Source organism: Prochlorococcus marinus str. SB (assembly GCF_000760115.1).
Classification (GTDB): Bacteria; Cyanobacteriota; Cyanobacteriia; order PCC-6307; family Cyanobiaceae; genus Prochlorococcus_A; species Prochlorococcus_A marinus_D.
On record NZ_JNAS01000002.1, the window covers coordinates 576,990 to 595,603 of the forward strand.

The window sequence follows — 18,614 nt, forward strand, 5'->3', positions numbered from 1 at the left end:
GCTTTAACTATTTAATTTTTCCATAAAAAGTTTATTTGCAAGTTTAGGGTCAGCTTTACCTTTTGTTCTTTTCATAAGTTGACCAACAAAAAAACCAAGTAACTTCGTTTTACCATTTTTAAATGCTTGAACTTCATTTTGATGTTCATTTATAAGTTCATCAATTATTGGTAAAATACTTGAAGAATCAGATATCATTGCCAACCCTTTTTCTTCAACTAATTTTTTCGGAGAAGTGTTTTCTTGAATAAGTTCAGGTAAAATTTCTTTTGCAATTTTTCCACTAATTATATTTTTTGAAATCATACTAATCATTTCAGCAAGATTTTCAGGACTAAGCTTTAATTCACTAAAACTGAGTTTATTTGATTTTAAATAGCCCACAATATCACTTGTTACCCAATTTGAAGCTAGTTTGGGCTCGGCACCATTTGCTACTGTTTCTTCAAAAAAGTTTGCCATGCTTATTTCATCAGAAATTACCCTTGCATCATATGCAGACAACCCAAATTGACTTACATATTTATTTCTTTTCTTTGAAGGTAATTCTGGTAGTTCTTTAAACCATATTTCTTGTTGGGCTTTTGTTATTTCAATTGGACCTAAGTCAGGATCAGGAAAATATCTATAGTCACTGCTACCTTCTTTTAATCTCATACTTTTCGTTAATTGCTTAGCTTCATCCCATAACCTTGTTTCTTGGAAAATTTTTCCTCCATTTTCATAAACTTCTATTTGTCTAGCTATTTCATAATCACAAGCCTTTTGAATTGCAGAAAATGAATTCATATTTTTTATTTCCACTTTGGTACCAAAAGGAGAATTTGGTCCTTTTCTAACTGAAATATTGACATCGCAACGTAATGAACCCTCTTGCATATTTCCGTCTGATACTCCTAAATATCTAACTGTTCTTCTAATCTCTGAAGCATATTCAGATGCCTCTTTACCTGATCTAATATCTGGTTTACTTACAATCTCACAAAGTGCTATTCCGGCACGATTGTAATCAACTAAAGAATACTTAGAGCCTGCTAATCTATCACTTCCTGAATGGACTAGTTTTCCGGCGTCTTCTTCCATATGTAGCCTTTCTATACCAATTTTTTTGATATAAGGTTTTTTGTCCTTTTCAATTATTTCAACCTCTAACCAGCCATTTTCAGCTAGTGGCTCATCAAATTGTGAAATTTGATAATTTTTAGGCAGATCAGGATAAAAATATTGTTTTCTATCAAATTTACAATGTTCTGCAACGTTTAAATTCAATGCTAACGAAGTTTTTACAGCATACTCAAGAACAGTCTCATTCAAAACTGGGAGGGTTCCTGGCAACCCACAAACTACAGGATCTATATGCGTATTAGGTGCATCACCAAAAGCTGTTGACGCAGATGTGAATATTTTACTTTTCGTATTAAGCTGTACATGAGTTTCCAAACCAATCACAGCTTCCCAAGATTCCAAATTTTTCATTATCAAAAGTCTCTTTATTAATATTATTGGATATAAAGGAAAAGAGGACCAAAACACAAATAAAAATATTAATTTTTTAATGGCACAAGAACCCAAAAATTCAATATTAATCATTGGCGGTGGACTTTTAGGTTTATCTATTGCTTATGAATTTTCTAAAAATAACTTCAAAGTTTTTGTTTTAAGCAAAAACAGAAATGAGTCAGCTGGATTTGTTGCTGCAGGAATGTTAGCTACTCATGCCGAAGGGCTCGAAGATGAATTACTAAAATTTGGCCAAGAAAGTCAAAATCTAATTCCAAAGTGGATAAAAAGTATTGAACAAGATAGTAATATTAAATGCGGTTTAAAAAAATGTGGCATAGTAGTCCCTTTTAAAAACAAAGAAGATCTTGAAGAGTTTCCCACTTATGAATATGGAAAATATTTAAATCACAAAGATCTTCAAACAGAAATCAATGGAATAAATTCTACTTGGAAACATGGTTTACTTTTTGAACAAGATGGTCAAATAGATAACCGAAGAAGACTGATGCGCGCTCTTGAGAGAGCATGCTCCTTGCATGGAGTCGAATTTCAAGAGGGATCAGAAGTAGAAGATTTGATATTCGAAAAAAACAAAATTACAGGTGCAAAAGTTTTATGTGCCACTGGGGAAATAAAAAAAATTAACTGCGAAAAAGCAATTATATGCAGCGGTGCTTGGAGTAAAAAAATTTTTAATAAGATTCCAGTCTTTCCTGTCAAGGGACAAATGCTATCAATACAAGGTCCAACAAATTTTTTGAAAAGGGTTATTTTTGGTCCAAAAACTTATCTAGTTCCACGTGATGATGGACTCATTATAGTTGGAGCGACAGTTGAAAAAGATTCAAAATTTAATCAAGGTAATACTCCTAATGGAATAAAACAACTGCAAGAAGGCATTCGCTCCTTATTGCCAGAAGCTATTAATTGGCCACAAATGGAACATTGGTGGGGATTTAGACCTTGCACACCAGATCTAAAACCAATAATTGGAAAATCAAAAATTGAAAATCTTTTTATAGCTACAGGACATTACAGAAATGGAGTTTTATTTTCTGCAATAACAAGTGATCTTCTTTTGAAAATAGTTCAAAATAAAAATCTCAAAGAAATAGAAAAAAGCTTCTTAGAAAAATTTAGTTTAAATAGATTTGCGATTTAAATTTTAATTTTCAGATCGCCATTTCGAATCAGAAGTTTCCCAATCACATAATTCCTCTTCGTTAAACCACAGATCAATTTCAAATTTTGCTGTATCTTCACCGTCAGAACCATGAATAATATTTCTCCCAATATCAATAGCTAAATCACCTCTAATTGTTCCAGGCTCTGCTTCCAGAGGTTTTGTTGCTCCTATTAGTTTTCTGGCACTCAAAATAACTCCTTCGCCTTCCCACACCATTGCTACAACAGGGCCACTTGAAATAAAGTCTACTAAATCACCAAAAAAGGGTCTTTCTCTATGTACTCCATAATGATTTTGAGCAAGTTCTTTTGAAGGAATTAATTGCTTTAAACCAACCAATTTAAATCCTTTTTTTTCAAATCTGCCAATAATCTCAGAAACATATCCTCTTTGAACTCCATCTGGTTTAATTGCAATAAAGGTTCTCTCTTTGGTCATTTAGTTAATAATCACTCTATGTATATTCAACTTTTGGGTGGTAACTTGGCAAGTAATCATTAAAATAAAAGATATTGTTTTGAGTTATTTTCAAAAACATTTTTTAATCACTAAGACATAAATTGACCAATTTTGAGCCGAAAAAATTAAAGAATATTTGGACTATTGAAGATAGTATTTCGACCTATAACATAGATAAATGGGGAGATAAATATTTTTCTATAAATTCCAAAGGAAATATATCAGTCACTAAAGATATAAAATCTGAAAATAAGATTGATCTTTTTAAGCTTGTCAAAGAACTTAAGAGTAGAGAAATAAATCCTCCATTAATCATAAGATTTAATGATATCTTGAAAGATCGCATAAATGCATTACATGATTCTTTTTTAAAAGCAATAAAAACCTATAAATATACCAACATTTATCAAGGCGTTTTTCCTGTCAAATGTAATCAACAGAAAAATGTCCTAGAAAAGATAATAGAGTTTGGTAGTCAATGGAACTTTGGTTTAGAAGTAGGAAGTAAATCAGAACTATTAATTGGCCTTGCACTTCTTGAAAACCAAAATTCATTATTAATATGCAACGGATATAAAGATAAAAAATATATTCAGATTGCTACTTTGGCCAGAAAACTCGGCAAAAATCCAATAATAGTTATTGAACAACGAGATGAGGTAAAAAGAATTATTCAAGCAGTTCATGAACTTAACGCGACTCCATTGATAGGAATTAGAGCAAAGTTATCAAGTAAAAGTAGTGGTAGGTGGGGTAAATCTATTGGGGATAATTCCAAATTTGGATTATCAATCCCAGAAATTATGTTGACAATAAAAGAACTAAAAGAAGCGAATCTTATCAACGAAATGAAATTGCTCCATTTTCATATAGGCAGTCAAATAAGTGATATTGCTGTTATCAAAGACGCATTACAAGAAGCGAGTCAAATATATGTTGAACTATGCAAACTAGGAGCCCCAATGCAATATATCGACGTTGGTGGAGGATTAGGGATAGATTTTGATGGAACTAAAACCTCCTCAAACACCTCTACTAACTATTCTCTTCAAAATTATGCTAACGATGTAATTGCAACTATTAAAGATTCATGTGAATTAAATAATATCAAGCATCCAACCATAATCTCAGAAAGTGGAAGAGCAATAATTAGTCATTGTTCAGTTTTAATTTTTAATGTCTTAGGAACAAGCCATGTCAGTTCCAAACTACAAATTTTTGATAAAAAAAATCAACAATTAATAATTTCAAATTTACTTGAAACTTTCTATGAATTAAAAAAACTTAAAAATAAAAAAATAAATTTATCTCAAATAATTGAACTATGGAATGATGCAAAAAAGTTTAAAGAAGATTGCTTAGTCGCTTTTAGATTAGGATTTTTAAGTTTGGCAGAAAGAGCTTATGCTGAAGAACTTACTTGGGCTTGCGCGAAAGAAATTTCTAATAACCTGAATAATGATGAAATCAATCACCCTGATTTATCTGAAATTACAGAAACTCTTGCATCAACTTATTATGCAAATTTATCTATCTTTAAATCTATTCCCGATAGCTGGGCAATAAATCAGATTTTTCCAATAATGCCAATACATAGGCACTTAGAGGAGCCGTTCTGCAAGGGCAACTTTGCAGATTTAACTTGTGATTCAGATGGGAAACTAAATAATTTTATTGATGATGGAAAAATTAAATCATTACTAAATTTACATAAGCCAGAGGAAGGTAAAGATTATCTAATTGGAATTTTTATGACTGGAGCTTATCAAGAAGCATTAGGAAACTTGCACAATTTATTTGGCAGTACAAACATTGTTCATATAGACATAAATCAAGATGATTCATATAAGGTCAAAAATATTATTAAAGAGGACAGTAAATCTGAAATTTTGCAATTATTAGATTACAGTTCAGCTTCTTTGGTTGAATCTATAAGAATCAATACTGAATCAGCAATTGATCAAAAAAAATTAACTATTGAAGAAGCAAGGAAATTAATGGATCAAATCGAAATTAGTCTCAGAAAAAGTAGTTATTTATCAGAATGACTATCTATTATTTTTTGCAAATAATTTTTAGCATAATCTAGAGCATCAGTTAACTTATCAATATCTTTAGCACCTGCTTGAGCAAAGTTAGGCTTTCCTCCTCCACCTCCCGAACAAATTCTTGCAATCTCATTAATTAATTTACCTGCATGCAATCCTATTTTTACTACATCATCACCTAAAGAAACTACAAATAACAACTTTCTATTTTCTGGATTTGGTATTCCCCCAAGAATCACTATTGCTTTATTTCCCAAATTAGAAGTTAAATTAAGTGCTGCAGATTGCAAAGAATTCCCATCTAAGCCATCAATCTGATTAACTAAAATTGAAAAAGAATTTACTATTTCTGCGGATGATTTTATAGAAGAGTATTTAAAATATGCAATTTCATCTTTCATTTTTTGTATCTCTTTATTCTTATTCATAAGTTCTGCTTGCAAATTACTAACTCTTTCAAAAAGTTGATTAGGATTTGCTTTTAACAAATCACTGAGTTTATTTACTAAAGCATTTCTATCACTGAAATAGTCTAATGCTGATTGGCCTGATAATGCTTCAATTCTTCTGACTCCAGCTGAGATTCCTTCCTCACTAATTATTTTGAAAGAACCTAATTCGGATGTAGTTTTAACATGTGTGCCACCACAAAGTTCCATTGAAACTCCTGGTACATTAACAACTCGCACTTCATCATCATATTTTTCTCCAAACATGGCGACTGCGCCCTTTTCAAGAGCCTCACTCTTAGACATGTTTTTTATTTCTAGGGCATGATTTTCTATAATCCAAGAGTTAACTAAAGTCTCAATCTTAGAAATTTGATCTTTAGAAATAGGATTAGAGGAATTAAAGTCAAATCGTAATTTATTAAAGGCTACTAATGAACCTTTTTGTCCAACGCTTTCATTCACAACTGATTTAAGTGCAGATTGTAATAAATGAGTAGCTGTATGATTTGCAGCAGCCTTAGCTCTATTAGAGGAGCTAACATTAGTCTTAACTTTTTGTCCAATAGTTAATATTCCTTTTTTGATCGTTCCATAATGTAAAAAAACATTTTTCTTTCTCATAACATTATCAACCAAGACCTCTACATCTTTTGAAAATATCGTTCCAATATCACCAACTTGCCCGCCAGATTCTCCATAAAAAGTTGTCTGATCAAGAACAATTAAAACTTTCTGACCTTCACTTGCTTGCTTAACTAATGTTGAATCCAGGAATATACCCTTTATTTCGGCTTCCGAAAGGAGTGAAATATAACCATTAAAAACAGTTTTGTTAAAAAGATCTATTTCTCGCTCTAATGATCCCTCTAATGTCAAATCAATATTACTTGAAGCAGCTTTAGCTCTCTCTTTTTGTGCATTCATCTCTTCTTCAAAACCCTTTACATCTACACTAATACTATTTTCTTCTGCAATTTCTACAGTAAGTTCTAGAGGAAATCCATAAGTATCATAAAGCTCAAAAGCTTTAAAACCAGAAATTAATTTCTGCCCTGAAGAAATTATCTCATCTAGCAATTTCTCTCCTCTTTCAAGAGTTTCCCTAAATCTTATTTCTTCAATTTTTATCTCATTCAAAATTAAATCATTATTATTTTTTAAATCAGGATAATTATTTTGCATTAAATTGATCCCGACAGAAGCAATATGAGGTAAAAATTCATTTTTTATACCTAATAATCTCCCATGTCTGACCATTCTTCTAATAAGCCTTCTTAATATATATCCCCTGCCGAGATTACTTGCTGCTACTCCATCAGAAATTAGATGAATAACAGCTCTTGTATGATCACCAATGATTTTTAAAGAAATTTTGTTTTTATCATCTGAAGAAAAATAATCAATATTTGCAATCTCACAAATTTTTTGAATAATAGGAAAAATTAAATCTGTCTCATAATTATTTTGCTTTTTTTGTAGTATTTGAGCCATCCTTTCAAGACCCATACCTGTATCAATATTTTTAAATTTTAAATCTGTCAATTTTCCATTAGGATCACGATTATATTGCATAAAAACAAGATTATAAAATTCAATAAAACGATCTCCATCTTCTAAATCAATATTGTGCAAACCCTTTTCAGGATGAAAATCATAATAAAGTTCTGAACAAGGTCCACATGGACCTGTTTTGCCAGATGACCAAAAATTATCTTCCTCACCTAATTTAACTATCCTATCTGGATGAATACCAATTTCATCTCTCCAAATTTTTGCAGACTCTTCGTCTTCGTGAAAAACACTCACAATTATATTTTCAACAGAAAGTTGATAAATATTAGTAACTAATTCCCAAGCCCATTGAATAGCCTCTCGTTTAAAATAATCTCCAAAAGAAAAATTACCAAGCATTTCAAAAAAAGTGTGGTGTCTTGCTGTAACTCCAACGTTTTCTATATCATTTGTTCTGATGCACTTTTGGCTAGATGTAGCCCTTTTTGATGGTCTTTCTTTTAAACCTAAAAAAACTGGTTTAAAAGGTAGCATTCCAGCAATTGTGAGCATAACCGTAGGGTCATCCGGAATCAAAGATGCACTTGGAATGATTTTATGTAATTTTTCACTGTAAAATTTTAAAAAAGCATCTCTTATCTCATCTCCAGTAACTATTTTTTTAATTAGTTGAGATGTCATTTATCCAGAATAAGAAGATTAAAAATTAAAGAAAAGCGTAATTTCGGTTATTTCGCAAAAATAATCACGCGAATTTATATTCTATATAACTAAAGTTAATTTATAAAGCTAATTATTCTATGATAGCCTCTGCCCAGACAAATAATTCTAAATTGGCTCAAACTAATAACAGGCTGACGGTTCAATCTGAAAACTTTGCTGATGATTCTTGTGCCATAAGATCTTTGGATTGGGATCGCAGTAGATTTGATATTGAATTTGGTTTAAGAAATGGAACTACTTACAATAGTTTTATTATTAAAGGAGAGAAACTAGCAATTATTGATACTAGTCACGCAAAGTTCGAAGAACTATGGTTTGAAGAATTACTGAAAAAAGTAAATCCGCAAGAAGTTGATTATCTAATTACTAGCCATACAGAACCTGATCATTCTGGTTTAATAGGAAATCTTTTAGAATTAAACAAAAATATCACAGTAGTTGGATCAAAATTAGCACTTAAATTTATTGAAGACCAAATACATATTCCCTTCAAACGTCTAGAGGTTAAGAGTGGAGAGTTTTTAAATCTAGGAACTAATCATAATAGTGGATTAGAACATAATATTGAATTTATAAGTGCACCAAATTTACACTGGCCAGATACTATATTTTCATATGATCACAGCACAAATGTTCTCTATACATGTGATGCATTTGGACTCCATTATTGTTCTGACGAATTTTTTGACACAGATCAAAAAGAAATATACGATGATTTCCGTTTTTATTACGATTGCCTTATGGGCCCAAACGCTAGAAGCGTTATGCAGGCAATTAAAAGAATAGATAAGCTACCTGAATTAAAAACAATAGCTGTTGGTCATGGGCCTTTGCTCCATAATCAGGTCAATTTTTGGAAAGGAAAATATCTTGAATGGAGTAGTAATAAAAGCAAAGGCAAAGATTTTGTTTCAGTATGCTACATAAGCGACTATGGTTATTGTGATCGACTAAGTCAAGCGATATCTCATGGAATAAGCAAAGCAGATGCTCAGGTTCAGTCAATTGATTTAAGATCTTCTGACCCACAAGAATTAACAAGTTTAATTTCCGAATCAAAAGCAGTAGTCATTCCCACATGGCCGGTAGACTCAGATAATGAATTAAAAGAATCTCTCGGTACTTTATTTGCAGCACTAAAACCAAAACAATTTACTGCAGTTTATGATGCATTTGGTGGAAATGATGAACCTATAGATTCCTTAGCAAATAAATTAAGAGAACTTGGTCAGAAAGAAGCTTTCTCTCCCTTAAGAGTTAAAAATATTCCAGATCCCATTGTTTATCAACAATTCGAAGAAGCAGGAACTGACTTGGGTCAATTAATCAATAAAAAGAAGAATATTGCCTCTATGAAGAGCCTTGATTCAAATTTAGATAAAGCGTTAGGGAGATTAAGTGGTGGATTATATGTAGTTACAGCGAGCCAAGGCGAAGGTTCTACATTTAGACAAAGTGCAATGGTCGCAAGTTGGGTTAGTCAAGCAAGCTTTTCTCCGCCAGGTATTACAGTGGCAGTAGCAAAAGATAGAGCTATTGAATCATATATGCAAGTTGGGAAAGGTTTTGTTGTGAATATTCTAAGAGAAGATAACTATCAAAAAATGTTCAGACATTTTTTAAAAAGATTTTCCCCTGGAGCTGATAGGTTTGCAGATGTAGATGTAATTAGCAACATCGCAGAAGGAGGACCAGTGCTCTCAGATTCCCTTGCCTTTTTAGATTGTAAAGTTAGTTCCAGATTAGAGACTCCAGACCATTGGATAATTTACGGAATAGTTGAAAATGGTAATGTTTCTGACTTATCATGCAAGACAGCAGTTCATCACAGAAAAGTTGCTAATCACTATTGACCAATCATTATATTTAGATTATTTACAAACCACTGGCATCACTAAACTCAAATAGCAAGTGTATATTTTTTTAATTTAGTTGGAAACTTTTTAAGTTTAAATTATAACTAAATCTTTTTTATTTATAGTTGAAAATTTACCTCCCATATTAAATAAAATCCTTAATTATTTACATTCGGCATTTCCAATACCTGCACCTAAAACTGCACCTAAAGGAATACTCCAACCATATGCATCACTTTTTGATAGAGATGCTGCAATTCCACCACCAATCAACCCTCCTAGAGTTGTGCTTCCAATACATTTTGGAGCAGCTTTATATTTCACATATGAAGTTTGGGGTTCATTCTTATGATGATAATGGTTGAAAGCGTTGCGCTTACTGTTGCATGGGATAGAAACTTTCTCACGATAAGATTTAACATAACCAGGAAACATTGAATTGCCTGGTATATACTCTTCTCTATATTCATAACGGAAGCACTTGTTTTCATATGCGTATCCTTTTCGTGACTCATATGCTTCTCGATTACTGCGATCTCCAAAGCTCTCATAAGCATTGACTGGCAGAGTGGAACCCAATATAAGAGTTGCTATAAGAATTTTCATTTTTAAAATTAGATTATTTTCACAACTCACCCACACAAATAAAATATAAATTATTTGTTTAAAATTTAAAGTTAAAATATTATTCTTTATCAACTGTCACATGTGACAGTTAGGCAACATTCCACTCTCCCTTTCCACGCTACAGATCCATAAAGTGAATTAAAAAAATAAGAAGGCATTTTTTTGCCCTCTTCAAGTCGTTTGCACTTGGCTGTCCACAAAGTCAATGAAGTGCCTTTGACTCATGAATTATTTCTGCTCAAACTGAATAGAAAATGATAGTCGTGACAACCACAAAGCACTAATACTCGGGTAGAAATGCCCTATGAATTTCAAGTAAAAAGAAGGACAATTTAAGTGTAGATATAGGAGGTCTTATGAAACTAATTACTCCTTTCACTATTCTCAATCAACACTTCCATGAAATGGAGTTGAATAGAGACGCAATGCAAAATAGAAGATTAGCAAAAGAAAGATTACATGATGATTACAGAAAAATTTATAAAAATCATCAATTTGCTTAGATTATCAACAAGAAATCGCGTTCGAGTTGGAAACCCTACATTTAATAACTCATTAATGGTGCTGTTATAGGTATAATCTTCTGATAAATAACGGTTTCACAAGAACAAAACGTTCTGGTCGATAGTTGAAAATCCGTTGAAAGTCTATATGACACCTTACCACGACTAATAAGTCGGAAAATATTACTAGAAAATAAGTCTTAAAAATGTCAGATATTAATTTAGCCTTAGTTGAAGAAAATCAAAACTTATCAGAATTTGAAATTACTGAAAATTTTTCTTGTGTTAGATTCTTAGACCAAAATAAAGAAAGATTTGAACTTGAATTTAACCTTGAAAAAGGAACCTCCTTTAATACTTTTTTCATAAGAAGTCATGAGGAACTTTTTATTATTCATCCACCTGAGAAAAAATATTTAAATTCATTTAATAAATTAATTTCTAGGTTTTGCGATCAATTTAAATTAGATAAAATAAACTTCATTTCTGGTCATATTAATCCCCAAATCATTGAAACTATAAAAAATATAAGTACCCAATTTAAAAACACAACTATTACTTGCTCTAATCCAGGTTATAAACTTATTAGCGAACTTTGGAATCAAAGAAATCCTACCGTAGATAACTTTATTGAAATTCAATTACCTGAAATAAACATAATTAAAAAAGAACTTAATTTAGAATTAGACAACTTTTCACTAGAGTTAATTCCTATTCCAACAGCACGTTGGCCTGGTGGCCTCATAATTTATGAACGTAATCAAGAAATACTTCTGAGTGAAAAAATTTTTTCTGCACACATCGCATCTAAATATTGGTCTGAAACAAATCGAGTTAGTACAGAAATTGATAGGAAACATTTTTATGATTGCTTGATGGCACCAATGTCTAATCAAGTAGTATCAATAACTGAAAAAATATCAGATTATGACATTAAAACTATTGCACCATTACATGGTCCCGCGATCGAATATAGCTTAAAAAGCTTTTTAAATGACTATATTAGATGGGGAGAGAATCTCTCAAGAAATAATCCTAAGATCGCTCTGATATATGCAAGTGCATATGGAAATACAGCCTCAATTGGTGATGCATTAGCTAAAGGGATAAATAGAACATCTGTAGAAGTTGAAAGTATTAATTGCGAATTTACACCTAATGATGTACTTGTAAAATCTATCCAAAATGCTGATGGATATTTAATAGGCTCACCCACATTGGGTGGTCACGCCCCAACTCCAATAGTTAGTGCGCTAGGAACATTGTTAGCAGAGGGTAATAGAGATAAGCCAGTGGGAATTTTTGGCAGTTTTGGCTGGAGCGGCGAAGCTATAGATTTACTTGAAACAAAATTAAAAGACGGTGGTTTTAAGTTTGGTTTTGAACCTATAAGGATTAAATTTAGTCCAAATAAACCAAAGATTAAAGAGTTAGAAGAAATAGGAACTCACTTTGGTAGAAAAATTATAAAAAAAGCAAAGAAAAAACCCAGAAAATCAGATACTGGAATGATTACAAGCAAAACGGATCCAAAACTACAAGCTCTTGGAAGAGTAATTGGCTCACTTTGTGTCCTAACAGCCTCTAAAGGCAAAGATGAAAATAATATTAAAGGAGCTATGCTTGCATCTTGGGTTAGTCAAGCAAGTTTTTCTCCACCCGGGTTAAGTATTGCAGTAGCAAAAGATAGATCGGTAGAGTCTCTTCTGCAAATAGGAGATTCTTTTGCATTAAATATTCTTAGTGAAAAAGATTTTAAAGAACCTTTGAAAAGATTCACAAAGCCCTTTGCACCTGGAGAAGATAGATTTGAAGGAATAAATATTGAATTAACTCCTAATGAACAGATAATCATTCCTGAATCGCTTGCATGGTTGGATGCTGCTGTAAAAGAGAGAATGGAATGTGGAGATCATTGGGTAATCTACGCCGAAGTACTACACGGTAATATACTAAAATCCGATAGTCTAACGGCAGTTCATCACCGCAAAACAGGTGCTAACTATTAAATTTATTTATCTAATTTATGACTGAAACAAAAGATCTAATAATCATTACGGCTAGTTGTGGTAAAAATCTAGAACTTTCTGAAAAATTTCTTGAAAAAAGTAATGAACTGAACATAAGTTCTGAAATTTTAGATCTTACTACTCTTGATATTCCATTATTTAATCCAAGAATTCACAGCAAAGAAAATATTCCAAATGAAATAGAAGAATTAAAAAAAAAGCTTTTCGAGATTGAAAGGTGGGTGATTTGTGCGCCTGAGTATAATGGATCTATACCTCCCATTCTCTCCAACTTCATAGCATGGCTATCTATTTCGGGAGATGACTTTAGGAATTTATTTAATGGTCAACCTATTGCAATTGCAACATTTTCTGGTGGGATAGGGTTAGAACTACTGACCTCATTACGAATTCAATTAGTGCATTTAGGAAGTCAAGTATTAGGAAGACAACTTTTGTCGTCATATAGTAAACCTATAGATACAAAAACTATTGAAGATATTATTCAAAGACTTTTACAAATGAAAAAATTAAAAACATAAACTTTTAATAGCTAAAAATTAATCTCATTTTTTCTCATTCCAAACTTTTAAAATTTCTCTTGCCATTGGCAGGGCGTGAACAGATCCACCACCAGGAGTATTCTGTGCAAAAGCAACTACAAGTAATTCGCTATTTTCAGAGGGTGTAAAGCAAACGAACCAAGCATGATCTGAGCCACCTTCACCGTCTTCAGCAGTTCCTGTTTTACCTGACACTGGAGGTAAATTTGAAACTCCATAATTAATTGATACTCCTGTGCCAGACTCTACTACTTTCCGAAGACCACTTTTTATCAATTGAATATTTTGTGGATCAATGTCAATTGGAATACGTTTTTTATCTAAAAGACTTTCTTCATCTTTTTTAGTCAAATGTGGAGTAACTAAATAACCTCCATTTGCAATAGCAGCATAAGCTCTAGCTATTTGAATAGGGGTAACTTGAACAACAAATTGTCCAATAGACATACTCGCAATATCTTCTGGGACCCATGGAGTTCTTCCTGGTTGCCCCCATCCTCTGCCTTTTTTAGCCCACTCACTACTTGCTACTAATCCTTTATTTTCTTGTTCAGAAATTTCAATTCCAGATAAAGAATTAAAACCAAGTTTTCTAGAAACCTTATGAATTTCATCAACTCCTGCACCATATCCGACTTGATAAAAAAATGTATTACTCGAAACTCTTAAAGCATCTTCATAACCTATTACTCCAAAACCTAAATCATTATGTTCCCTGAAACATTGGCTTCCATAAGTGATACATGGTTTCGTATCTAACATTGTTTCTCTAGGAAATTTTCCACTTTCCAAGCCAGCTAAAGCCGTTACAATTTTCCAAACGCTTCCTGGATCGTAGGCATTTAATGCTCTATTAAATAAAGGTTTTTCAGGAGAATTAAAAAGTGTATTATATTCTTTCTCAGGTTTAAAATCCTTTGAGAAAAAATTTAAATCGAATGTAGGTTTACTTGCCATGGCTCTTATTGCACCATCTCTTGGATCCATTACTATTATGGCTCCAGCTTTTTTATCTTTAAGAACCTCCTCAGCAACTAACTGCAGATTAAGATCGATTGTTAGTTGAATATCATTACCTTGTACTGAAGGTCTTATACCCAATGATCTTTGAAATTTTCCTAATGAATTTACTTCAACCATTTCTCCGCCCCATTCACCTCTTATAAAATCTTCGTAAACATATTCAATTCCCGTCCTACCGATTAAGTCATTTAATTTATAACCCTTCTTAGATAAAAATTTATATTCTAATTCAGTAACTGGCTGAGTATAACCAATTACATGGGCAGCAAGGGTTTTATAAGGATAATTTCTAATTAATTTGGTAGCTATTTCAAAACTAATTAAATTATCTTCATTCTCCTGAAATTTTATTAATTGATCTACATTTAAATCCTCAAGAATAATTACTGAAAGTTTCTGATTTTTAAGACCATCAGAGTATTTTTTTTGAATTACATTACTATCAATATTTAACAAGTTAGAGATACTTGATTTATGTTGTTCCCAATTGCTTTTATTAACAGATTGAGGCTTTATTATTAAAGAATATTTAACTCTACTATCTGCTAAAACATAACCATTTTTATCAATTATTCTGCCGCGAATTGGCTGTGAAGCAATAAGTCTGATCCTATTCTCATCAGACATCTTCTTAAAAGATTCATAATTTAAAAGTTGTAAAAAAATTAACCTAAATAGTATTAATAAAAAGGAAACAGAAGAAAAAATAAGTAAAACTAGAGGTTGTCTTTTTAATGAAAAAAGGTTTTTATTGGGACTTGTTTTTATCAAAAATATAAAATTTATTTAAATATTGTTTTTTCCAATAAAGCAATAGTTGATTTTATTTCTTTAAGTTTTTGGATTAAATCTTCATAATTACTATCTTCCGTTTTCAAATTAAAATCATCCTTTTCAATATAATTTGAATTCAAATTTTCACTCATAAAATTTTTCCTTATTTTAAGCAATGATTTCAATTGATATCATCTTAATTAAGAAATTTATTTTTTTCAAAATTATTTTTACTTAGATACTTAAAAAATATCAAAAACAAATTAATTTAATTTATTTATATTTTGTTCAAAATAAGGATTACAACTATTCTTTGATATCCCTAAAGACCACCCAACAAACGAAGAAATAAATATCGTGACAATTAACGGCAAAATTGCTTGTTGAGTATTTGTAAGACTGAACCATTCTCTCCAGCTATTAAAAAATCTTTCTCTTTGAAATTTTCTTTTTTCATTTTCTAATAATCTCGTTTTTTTGGCGAAAGATTTTGTTACCCATTTTTCGAAAGGAGTTTTTTTTGTAATCGCCATCTTCCTCTCCACTTCTAATAATTGTCCAGAACTAAGATAAGGATGAAATGTACTTATCAATTCAAGAGTTTTTAAAAACATCTCAACAGTTGCATCTTTTATGAGCTTCTGCTCATGACTCAAATCAGCCCAATCTATTTCTGGATAAAAACGATTCCTGTTTGGTGCAATTTGATCATCTGACATTTGACCAGGTTCTCTAAGCCATCTATTAGTGTTTTCGTCAAATCTTCTCCAATATAAAAAAGGATTAATAAAAATTGTTTTGCCAGATACTTTGACTACATCTTGTTGCAGATGATTAGTTATCTTTCTTTCAGAATTTTTCGAATTTATCAAAAGTCTAAATTATTAATCTAATTAAAGATTATCTTTTATTCACTATTTTTCCAGAAATATGAAAAATTATCCTATGAATATTAAGTTATTGATAACTGCCAACGCTTCTTTAAATAATTACAGTATTCACACTTTAATGAAGGTTTGGGGAAATTATCCGAACGTAATAAATTAACCGTATCAATTATCTTATTCTCTACCCATGAAGTAGAGCAATCTAATTTAATTAGATGTACGTCAAAATTTAATTGGTTATTAAATAACTCTTCATTTTTCTTTCCATTGAAATATAAAAGATAAGCTTCATTAGCCACTTGAAAACCATTTTTTTTAAATAACCACTGATACATTTCTAATTGTCTCTTATAGGCTTTTGCATATTCGTATTTATTAAAAGTCTCAGACCAATCAAAATTATTTCTAGAAGTTGCTTTCACATCAACAATAATAAGATCACCATTTTTTTTCTGCCAAATATCATCGACAGCACCACCAAAATCATAGTTGTGTTCTATTGACAGATATCTTATCCCTTGAAAATTACTTCTCCAACGTTCTAAATCTTTGTGTTTGAAAGGAACAGCATCAATACCATGTTCAATAAATAAAGGATGAGGCTCCTGAATTTTTCTGTAATAATCAAATTCATTTTTACATAAATTATCTACAGCTATATTTAAAGTAAAAGGTAATGATGGAGGTTTTATTTGATATTTTTTGTCAAGTACACAACATCTTGGACAACTAAGATATTTCTCAACAGTAGATCGACTTAATTTAATAATCTCGCTCATTACAGTTAACACTCCATTTAAAAATATTTCTTAAATAAAATAAAAGTCTTAAATTTTTAGAAAATTTATAATTTACTCCCACTCAATAGTTCCAGGAGGTTTGCTTGTAATATCATAAACAACTCTATTAACTGCACTTACTTCATTTACGATTCTATTTGCAATCCTCTCCAATATCTGAAAAGGAATTTTTGACCAATCGGCTGTCATACCATCCTCACTTGATACACAACGTAAAACTATTGGCCAGGAATAAGTCCTTTTATCTCCCATAACTCCAACAGTTTTAACAGGTAGTAATACAGCAAAAGCTTGCCAAATATCATTGTAAAGACCTGCTTTTTTAATTTCATCTCTTACTATCCAGTCTGCATCTCTTAAACAATCAAGTTTTTCATTATTTACCTCTCCCAAAATTCTTATAGCTAATCCAGGGCCTGGGAATGGATGTCTTTTAATAATTTCATCCGGCAAACCTAAAGCAGCTCCCACTTTTCGGACTTCATCCTTAAAAAGTTTTCTTAATGGCTCAACCAATTTAAATTGTAAATCTTTTGGCAAGCCACCAACATTATGATGACTCTTTATTTTTACAGCTATTCTTTCACCAGTCTTAGGATCAATATTAGTACCAGCACTTTCAATAACATCTGGATAAAGAGTGCCTTGGGCTAAATACTGAAAAGGCCCCAATCTATTGCTTTCTTCCTCGAATACTCTGATAAATTCTTCACCTATAATTTTTCTTTTTTGTTCTGGATCAGTAATACCTTTTAATTTGGCAATAAACCTTTCCCTTGCATTAATATATTCAACTTTTATGTGAAATTTCTTATCAAAAAAATTCATTAAAAATTCTGGTTCACCTTTTCTCATGAAACCTTGGTCTATAAACATGCATGTAAGCTGATTTCCAATAGCTTTATTGAGAAGAAAAGCAAGAGTTGAGGAATCAACTCCTCCAGATAAGGCAAGCAAAACTTTTTTATTGCCAACTTGCTCTCTTATTCTGGGAATAGTTTCCTCTATATATGTTTCCGTTGTCCAATCAGCCGCACAACAAGAAATTTTATAAACAAAATTTTTAATTACCGTCATCCCAAACTCTGAATGAATAACTTCAGGATGAAATTGTACGCCAAATAATTTCTTAAAATCATTTGAAATTGCTGCATGGAGTGTGTTCTCGGTATGAGCAATTTTATTAAATCCATCAGGCAAACAATTAATAGAATCGCCATGACTCATCCACATAATAGATTTATCTTCTACATCAGAAAGGAGATCAGATTCTTGATCAATAGTTATTGGTGTTCTGCCATATTCAGCTCTTTTGGTTGCTGAAATAACAGATCCGCCCAGTTCTTTGACCATTAATTGCATTCCATAGCATATGCCAAGAATAGGAATTCCTAAATTAAAAATTTTTTCATCACACTTAGGTGCATTTTGTTCATATACAGAATTCGGGCCTCCACTCAAAATAATCCCTTTAGGGTTAATATTTTTAATTTCCTCAATTGAAATGTAATTACTAACTACAAGAGAAAAAACATTAGTTTCTCTAATTCTTCTTGCAATCAATTCAGAATATTGAGATCCGAAATCCAAAATTAATATTGAAGGATCTCGTTCTTTTTTTAAAGTTATTTGACTCATGTATAAAAGTTAACTCAATTTATTTACAAAAGCATAATGAATTTCAAATTA

Annotated in this window: 15 protein-coding genes; 6 read left to right on the forward strand and 9 right to left on the reverse strand. The window is 31.4% G+C overall.

Annotated elements, in window-relative coordinates; translation table 11 throughout:
• Nucleotides 1-3: 3 nt before the first annotated feature.
• Nucleotides 4-1,476: an Asp-tRNA(Asn)/Glu-tRNA(Gln) amidotransferase subunit GatB gene (gatB, locus tag EV02_RS03180; RefSeq protein WP_032520479.1), complete on the reverse strand. Its 1,473-nt coding sequence runs from the start codon at nucleotides 1,474-1,476 to the stop codon at nucleotides 4-6.
• A gap of 79 nt (nucleotides 1,477-1,555) precedes the next feature.
• On the opposite strand from gatB, the gene thiO reads away from it, so the two are divergent.
• Nucleotides 1,556-2,665, forward strand: coding sequence for a glycine oxidase ThiO (gene thiO / locus EV02_RS03175; protein WP_032519844.1), 1,110 nt, complete (start codon nucleotides 1,556-1,558; stop codon nucleotides 2,663-2,665).
• Nucleotides 2,666-2,668: 3 nt separating this feature from the next.
• Here the strand turns inward: thiO and ndk are convergent, their stop codons facing one another.
• Nucleotides 2,669-3,127 (reverse strand): nucleoside-diphosphate kinase, encoded by a 459-nt coding sequence (ndk, locus tag EV02_RS03170; RefSeq protein ID WP_032519846.1) that lies wholly within the window; start codon nucleotides 3,125-3,127, stop codon nucleotides 2,669-2,671.
• 122 nt (nucleotides 3,128-3,249) lie between these two features.
• Here ndk and speA point away from each other — a divergent pair, with 122 nt between their 5' ends.
• A complete protein-coding gene (speA, locus tag EV02_RS03165) occupies nucleotides 3,250-5,196 on the forward strand; it encodes a biosynthetic arginine decarboxylase (protein WP_032519847.1) in 1,947 nt (648 codons plus the stop codon).
• Here speA and alaS read toward each other — a convergent pair.
• The gene (alaS, locus tag EV02_RS03160; protein ID WP_032519848.1) at nucleotides 5,181-7,841 is read right to left on the reverse strand and encodes an alanine--tRNA ligase; all 2,661 of its coding nucleotides are present in this window, start codon (nucleotides 7,839-7,841) and stop codon (nucleotides 5,181-5,183) included. The genes speA and alaS overlap by 16 nt on opposite strands.
• Before the next feature lie 119 nt (nucleotides 7,842-7,960).
• Between alaS and EV02_RS03155 the strand changes: the two genes are divergently transcribed.
• The gene (locus EV02_RS03155) at nucleotides 7,961-9,736 is read left to right on the forward strand and encodes a diflavin flavoprotein (RefSeq protein ID WP_032519849.1); all 1,776 of its coding nucleotides are present in this window, start codon (nucleotides 7,961-7,963) and stop codon (nucleotides 9,734-9,736) included.
• 165 nt (nucleotides 9,737-9,901) lie between these two features.
• On the opposite strand, the gene EV02_RS0108825 is transcribed toward EV02_RS03155, so the two are convergent.
• On the reverse strand, nucleotides 9,902-10,345 hold the full coding sequence (locus tag EV02_RS0108825) for a hypothetical protein (protein ID WP_032520481.1): 444 nt from the start codon (nucleotides 10,343-10,345) through the stop codon (nucleotides 9,902-9,904).
• A gap of 377 nt (nucleotides 10,346-10,722) precedes the next feature.
• Between EV02_RS0108825 and EV02_RS09540 the strand changes: the two genes are divergently transcribed.
• The 3 genes from EV02_RS09540 to EV02_RS03145 all read left to right on the forward strand — a co-directional run bounded on the left by EV02_RS09540 (nucleotide 10,723) and on the right by EV02_RS03145 (nucleotide 13,420).
• The gene (locus EV02_RS09540; protein ID WP_193742630.1) at nucleotides 10,723-10,869 is read left to right on the forward strand and encodes a hypothetical protein; all 147 of its coding nucleotides are present in this window, start codon (nucleotides 10,723-10,725) and stop codon (nucleotides 10,867-10,869) included.
• A gap of 206 nt (nucleotides 10,870-11,075) precedes the next feature.
• Nucleotides 11,076-12,878, forward strand: coding sequence for a diflavin flavoprotein (locus EV02_RS03150; protein WP_032519850.1), 1,803 nt, complete (start codon nucleotides 11,076-11,078; stop codon nucleotides 12,876-12,878).
• 17 nt (nucleotides 12,879-12,895) lie between these two features.
• Nucleotides 12,896-13,420 carry an NAD(P)H-dependent oxidoreductase gene (locus tag EV02_RS03145; RefSeq protein ID WP_025923793.1) on the forward strand — a complete coding sequence of 175 codons (525 nt, stop codon included), beginning with the start codon at nucleotides 12,896-12,898 and terminating at the stop codon, nucleotides 13,418-13,420.
• Nucleotides 13,421-13,444: 24 nt separating this feature from the next.
• Here EV02_RS03145 and mrdA read toward each other — a convergent pair whose 3' ends face one another.
• The 5 genes from mrdA to guaA form a co-directional block, all read right to left on the reverse strand.
• Nucleotides 13,445-15,232, reverse strand: a complete 1,788-nt coding sequence (gene mrdA / locus EV02_RS03140) for a penicillin-binding protein 2 (protein ID WP_413677149.1) — start codon at nucleotides 15,230-15,232, stop codon at nucleotides 13,445-13,447.
• Between the two features lie 14 nt (nucleotides 15,233-15,246).
• The gene (locus EV02_RS09545; protein ID WP_193742631.1) at nucleotides 15,247-15,390 is read right to left on the reverse strand and encodes a hypothetical protein; all 144 of its coding nucleotides are present in this window, start codon (nucleotides 15,388-15,390) and stop codon (nucleotides 15,247-15,249) included.
• A gap of 111 nt (nucleotides 15,391-15,501) precedes the next feature.
• The gene (locus EV02_RS03135; RefSeq protein WP_032519851.1) at nucleotides 15,502-16,110 is read right to left on the reverse strand and encodes a hypothetical protein; all 609 of its coding nucleotides are present in this window, start codon (nucleotides 16,108-16,110) and stop codon (nucleotides 15,502-15,504) included.
• 80 nt (nucleotides 16,111-16,190) lie between these two features.
• Nucleotides 16,191-16,904 (reverse strand): PD-(D/E)XK nuclease family protein, encoded by a 714-nt coding sequence (locus EV02_RS03130; RefSeq protein WP_025923790.1) that lies wholly within the window; start codon nucleotides 16,902-16,904, stop codon nucleotides 16,191-16,193.
• Nucleotides 16,905-16,976: 72 nt separating this feature from the next.
• Nucleotides 16,977-18,563, reverse strand: coding sequence for a glutamine-hydrolyzing GMP synthase (gene guaA, locus EV02_RS03125; protein ID WP_032519852.1), 1,587 nt, complete (start codon nucleotides 18,561-18,563; stop codon nucleotides 16,977-16,979).
• Nucleotides 18,564-18,614 lie beyond the last annotated feature (51 nt).

What these genes read in the sequence shown, in the direction of transcription:
- EV02_RS03130 (WP_025923790.1), bottom strand. Translation starts at nt 16,904, where the DNA reads ATGAGCGAGATTATTAAATTAAGTCGATCTACTGTTGAGAAATATCTT.
- EV02_RS03145 (WP_025923793.1), top strand. Translation starts at nt 12,896, where the DNA reads ATGACTGAAACAAAAGATCTAATAATCATTACGGCTAGTTGTGGTAAA.
- gatB (WP_032520479.1), bottom strand. Translation starts at nt 1,476, where the DNA reads ATGAAAAATTTGGAATCTTGGGAAGCTGTGATTGGTTTGGAAACTCAT.
- EV02_RS03155 (WP_032519849.1), top strand. Translation starts at nt 7,961, where the DNA reads ATGATAGCCTCTGCCCAGACAAATAATTCTAAATTGGCTCAAACTAAT.
- EV02_RS0108825 (WP_032520481.1), bottom strand. Translation starts at nt 10,345, where the DNA reads ATGAAAATTCTTATAGCAACTCTTATATTGGGTTCCACTCTGCCAGTC.
- alaS (WP_032519848.1), bottom strand. Translation starts at nt 7,841, where the DNA reads ATGACATCTCAACTAATTAAAAAAATAGTTACTGGAGATGAGATAAGA.
- EV02_RS03150 (WP_032519850.1), top strand. Translation starts at nt 11,076, where the DNA reads ATGTCAGATATTAATTTAGCCTTAGTTGAAGAAAATCAAAACTTATCA.
- ndk (WP_032519846.1), bottom strand. Translation starts at nt 3,127, where the DNA reads ATGACCAAAGAGAGAACCTTTATTGCAATTAAACCAGATGGAGTTCAA.
- guaA (WP_032519852.1), bottom strand. Translation starts at nt 18,563, where the DNA reads ATGAGTCAAATAACTTTAAAAAAAGAACGAGATCCTTCAATATTAATT.
- EV02_RS09540 (WP_193742630.1), top strand. Translation starts at nt 10,723, where the DNA reads ATGAAACTAATTACTCCTTTCACTATTCTCAATCAACACTTCCATGAA.
- thiO (WP_032519844.1), top strand. Translation starts at nt 1,556, where the DNA reads ATGGCACAAGAACCCAAAAATTCAATATTAATCATTGGCGGTGGACTT.
- EV02_RS09545 (WP_193742631.1), bottom strand. Translation starts at nt 15,390, where the DNA reads ATGAGTGAAAATTTGAATTCAAATTATATTGAAAAGGATGATTTTAAT.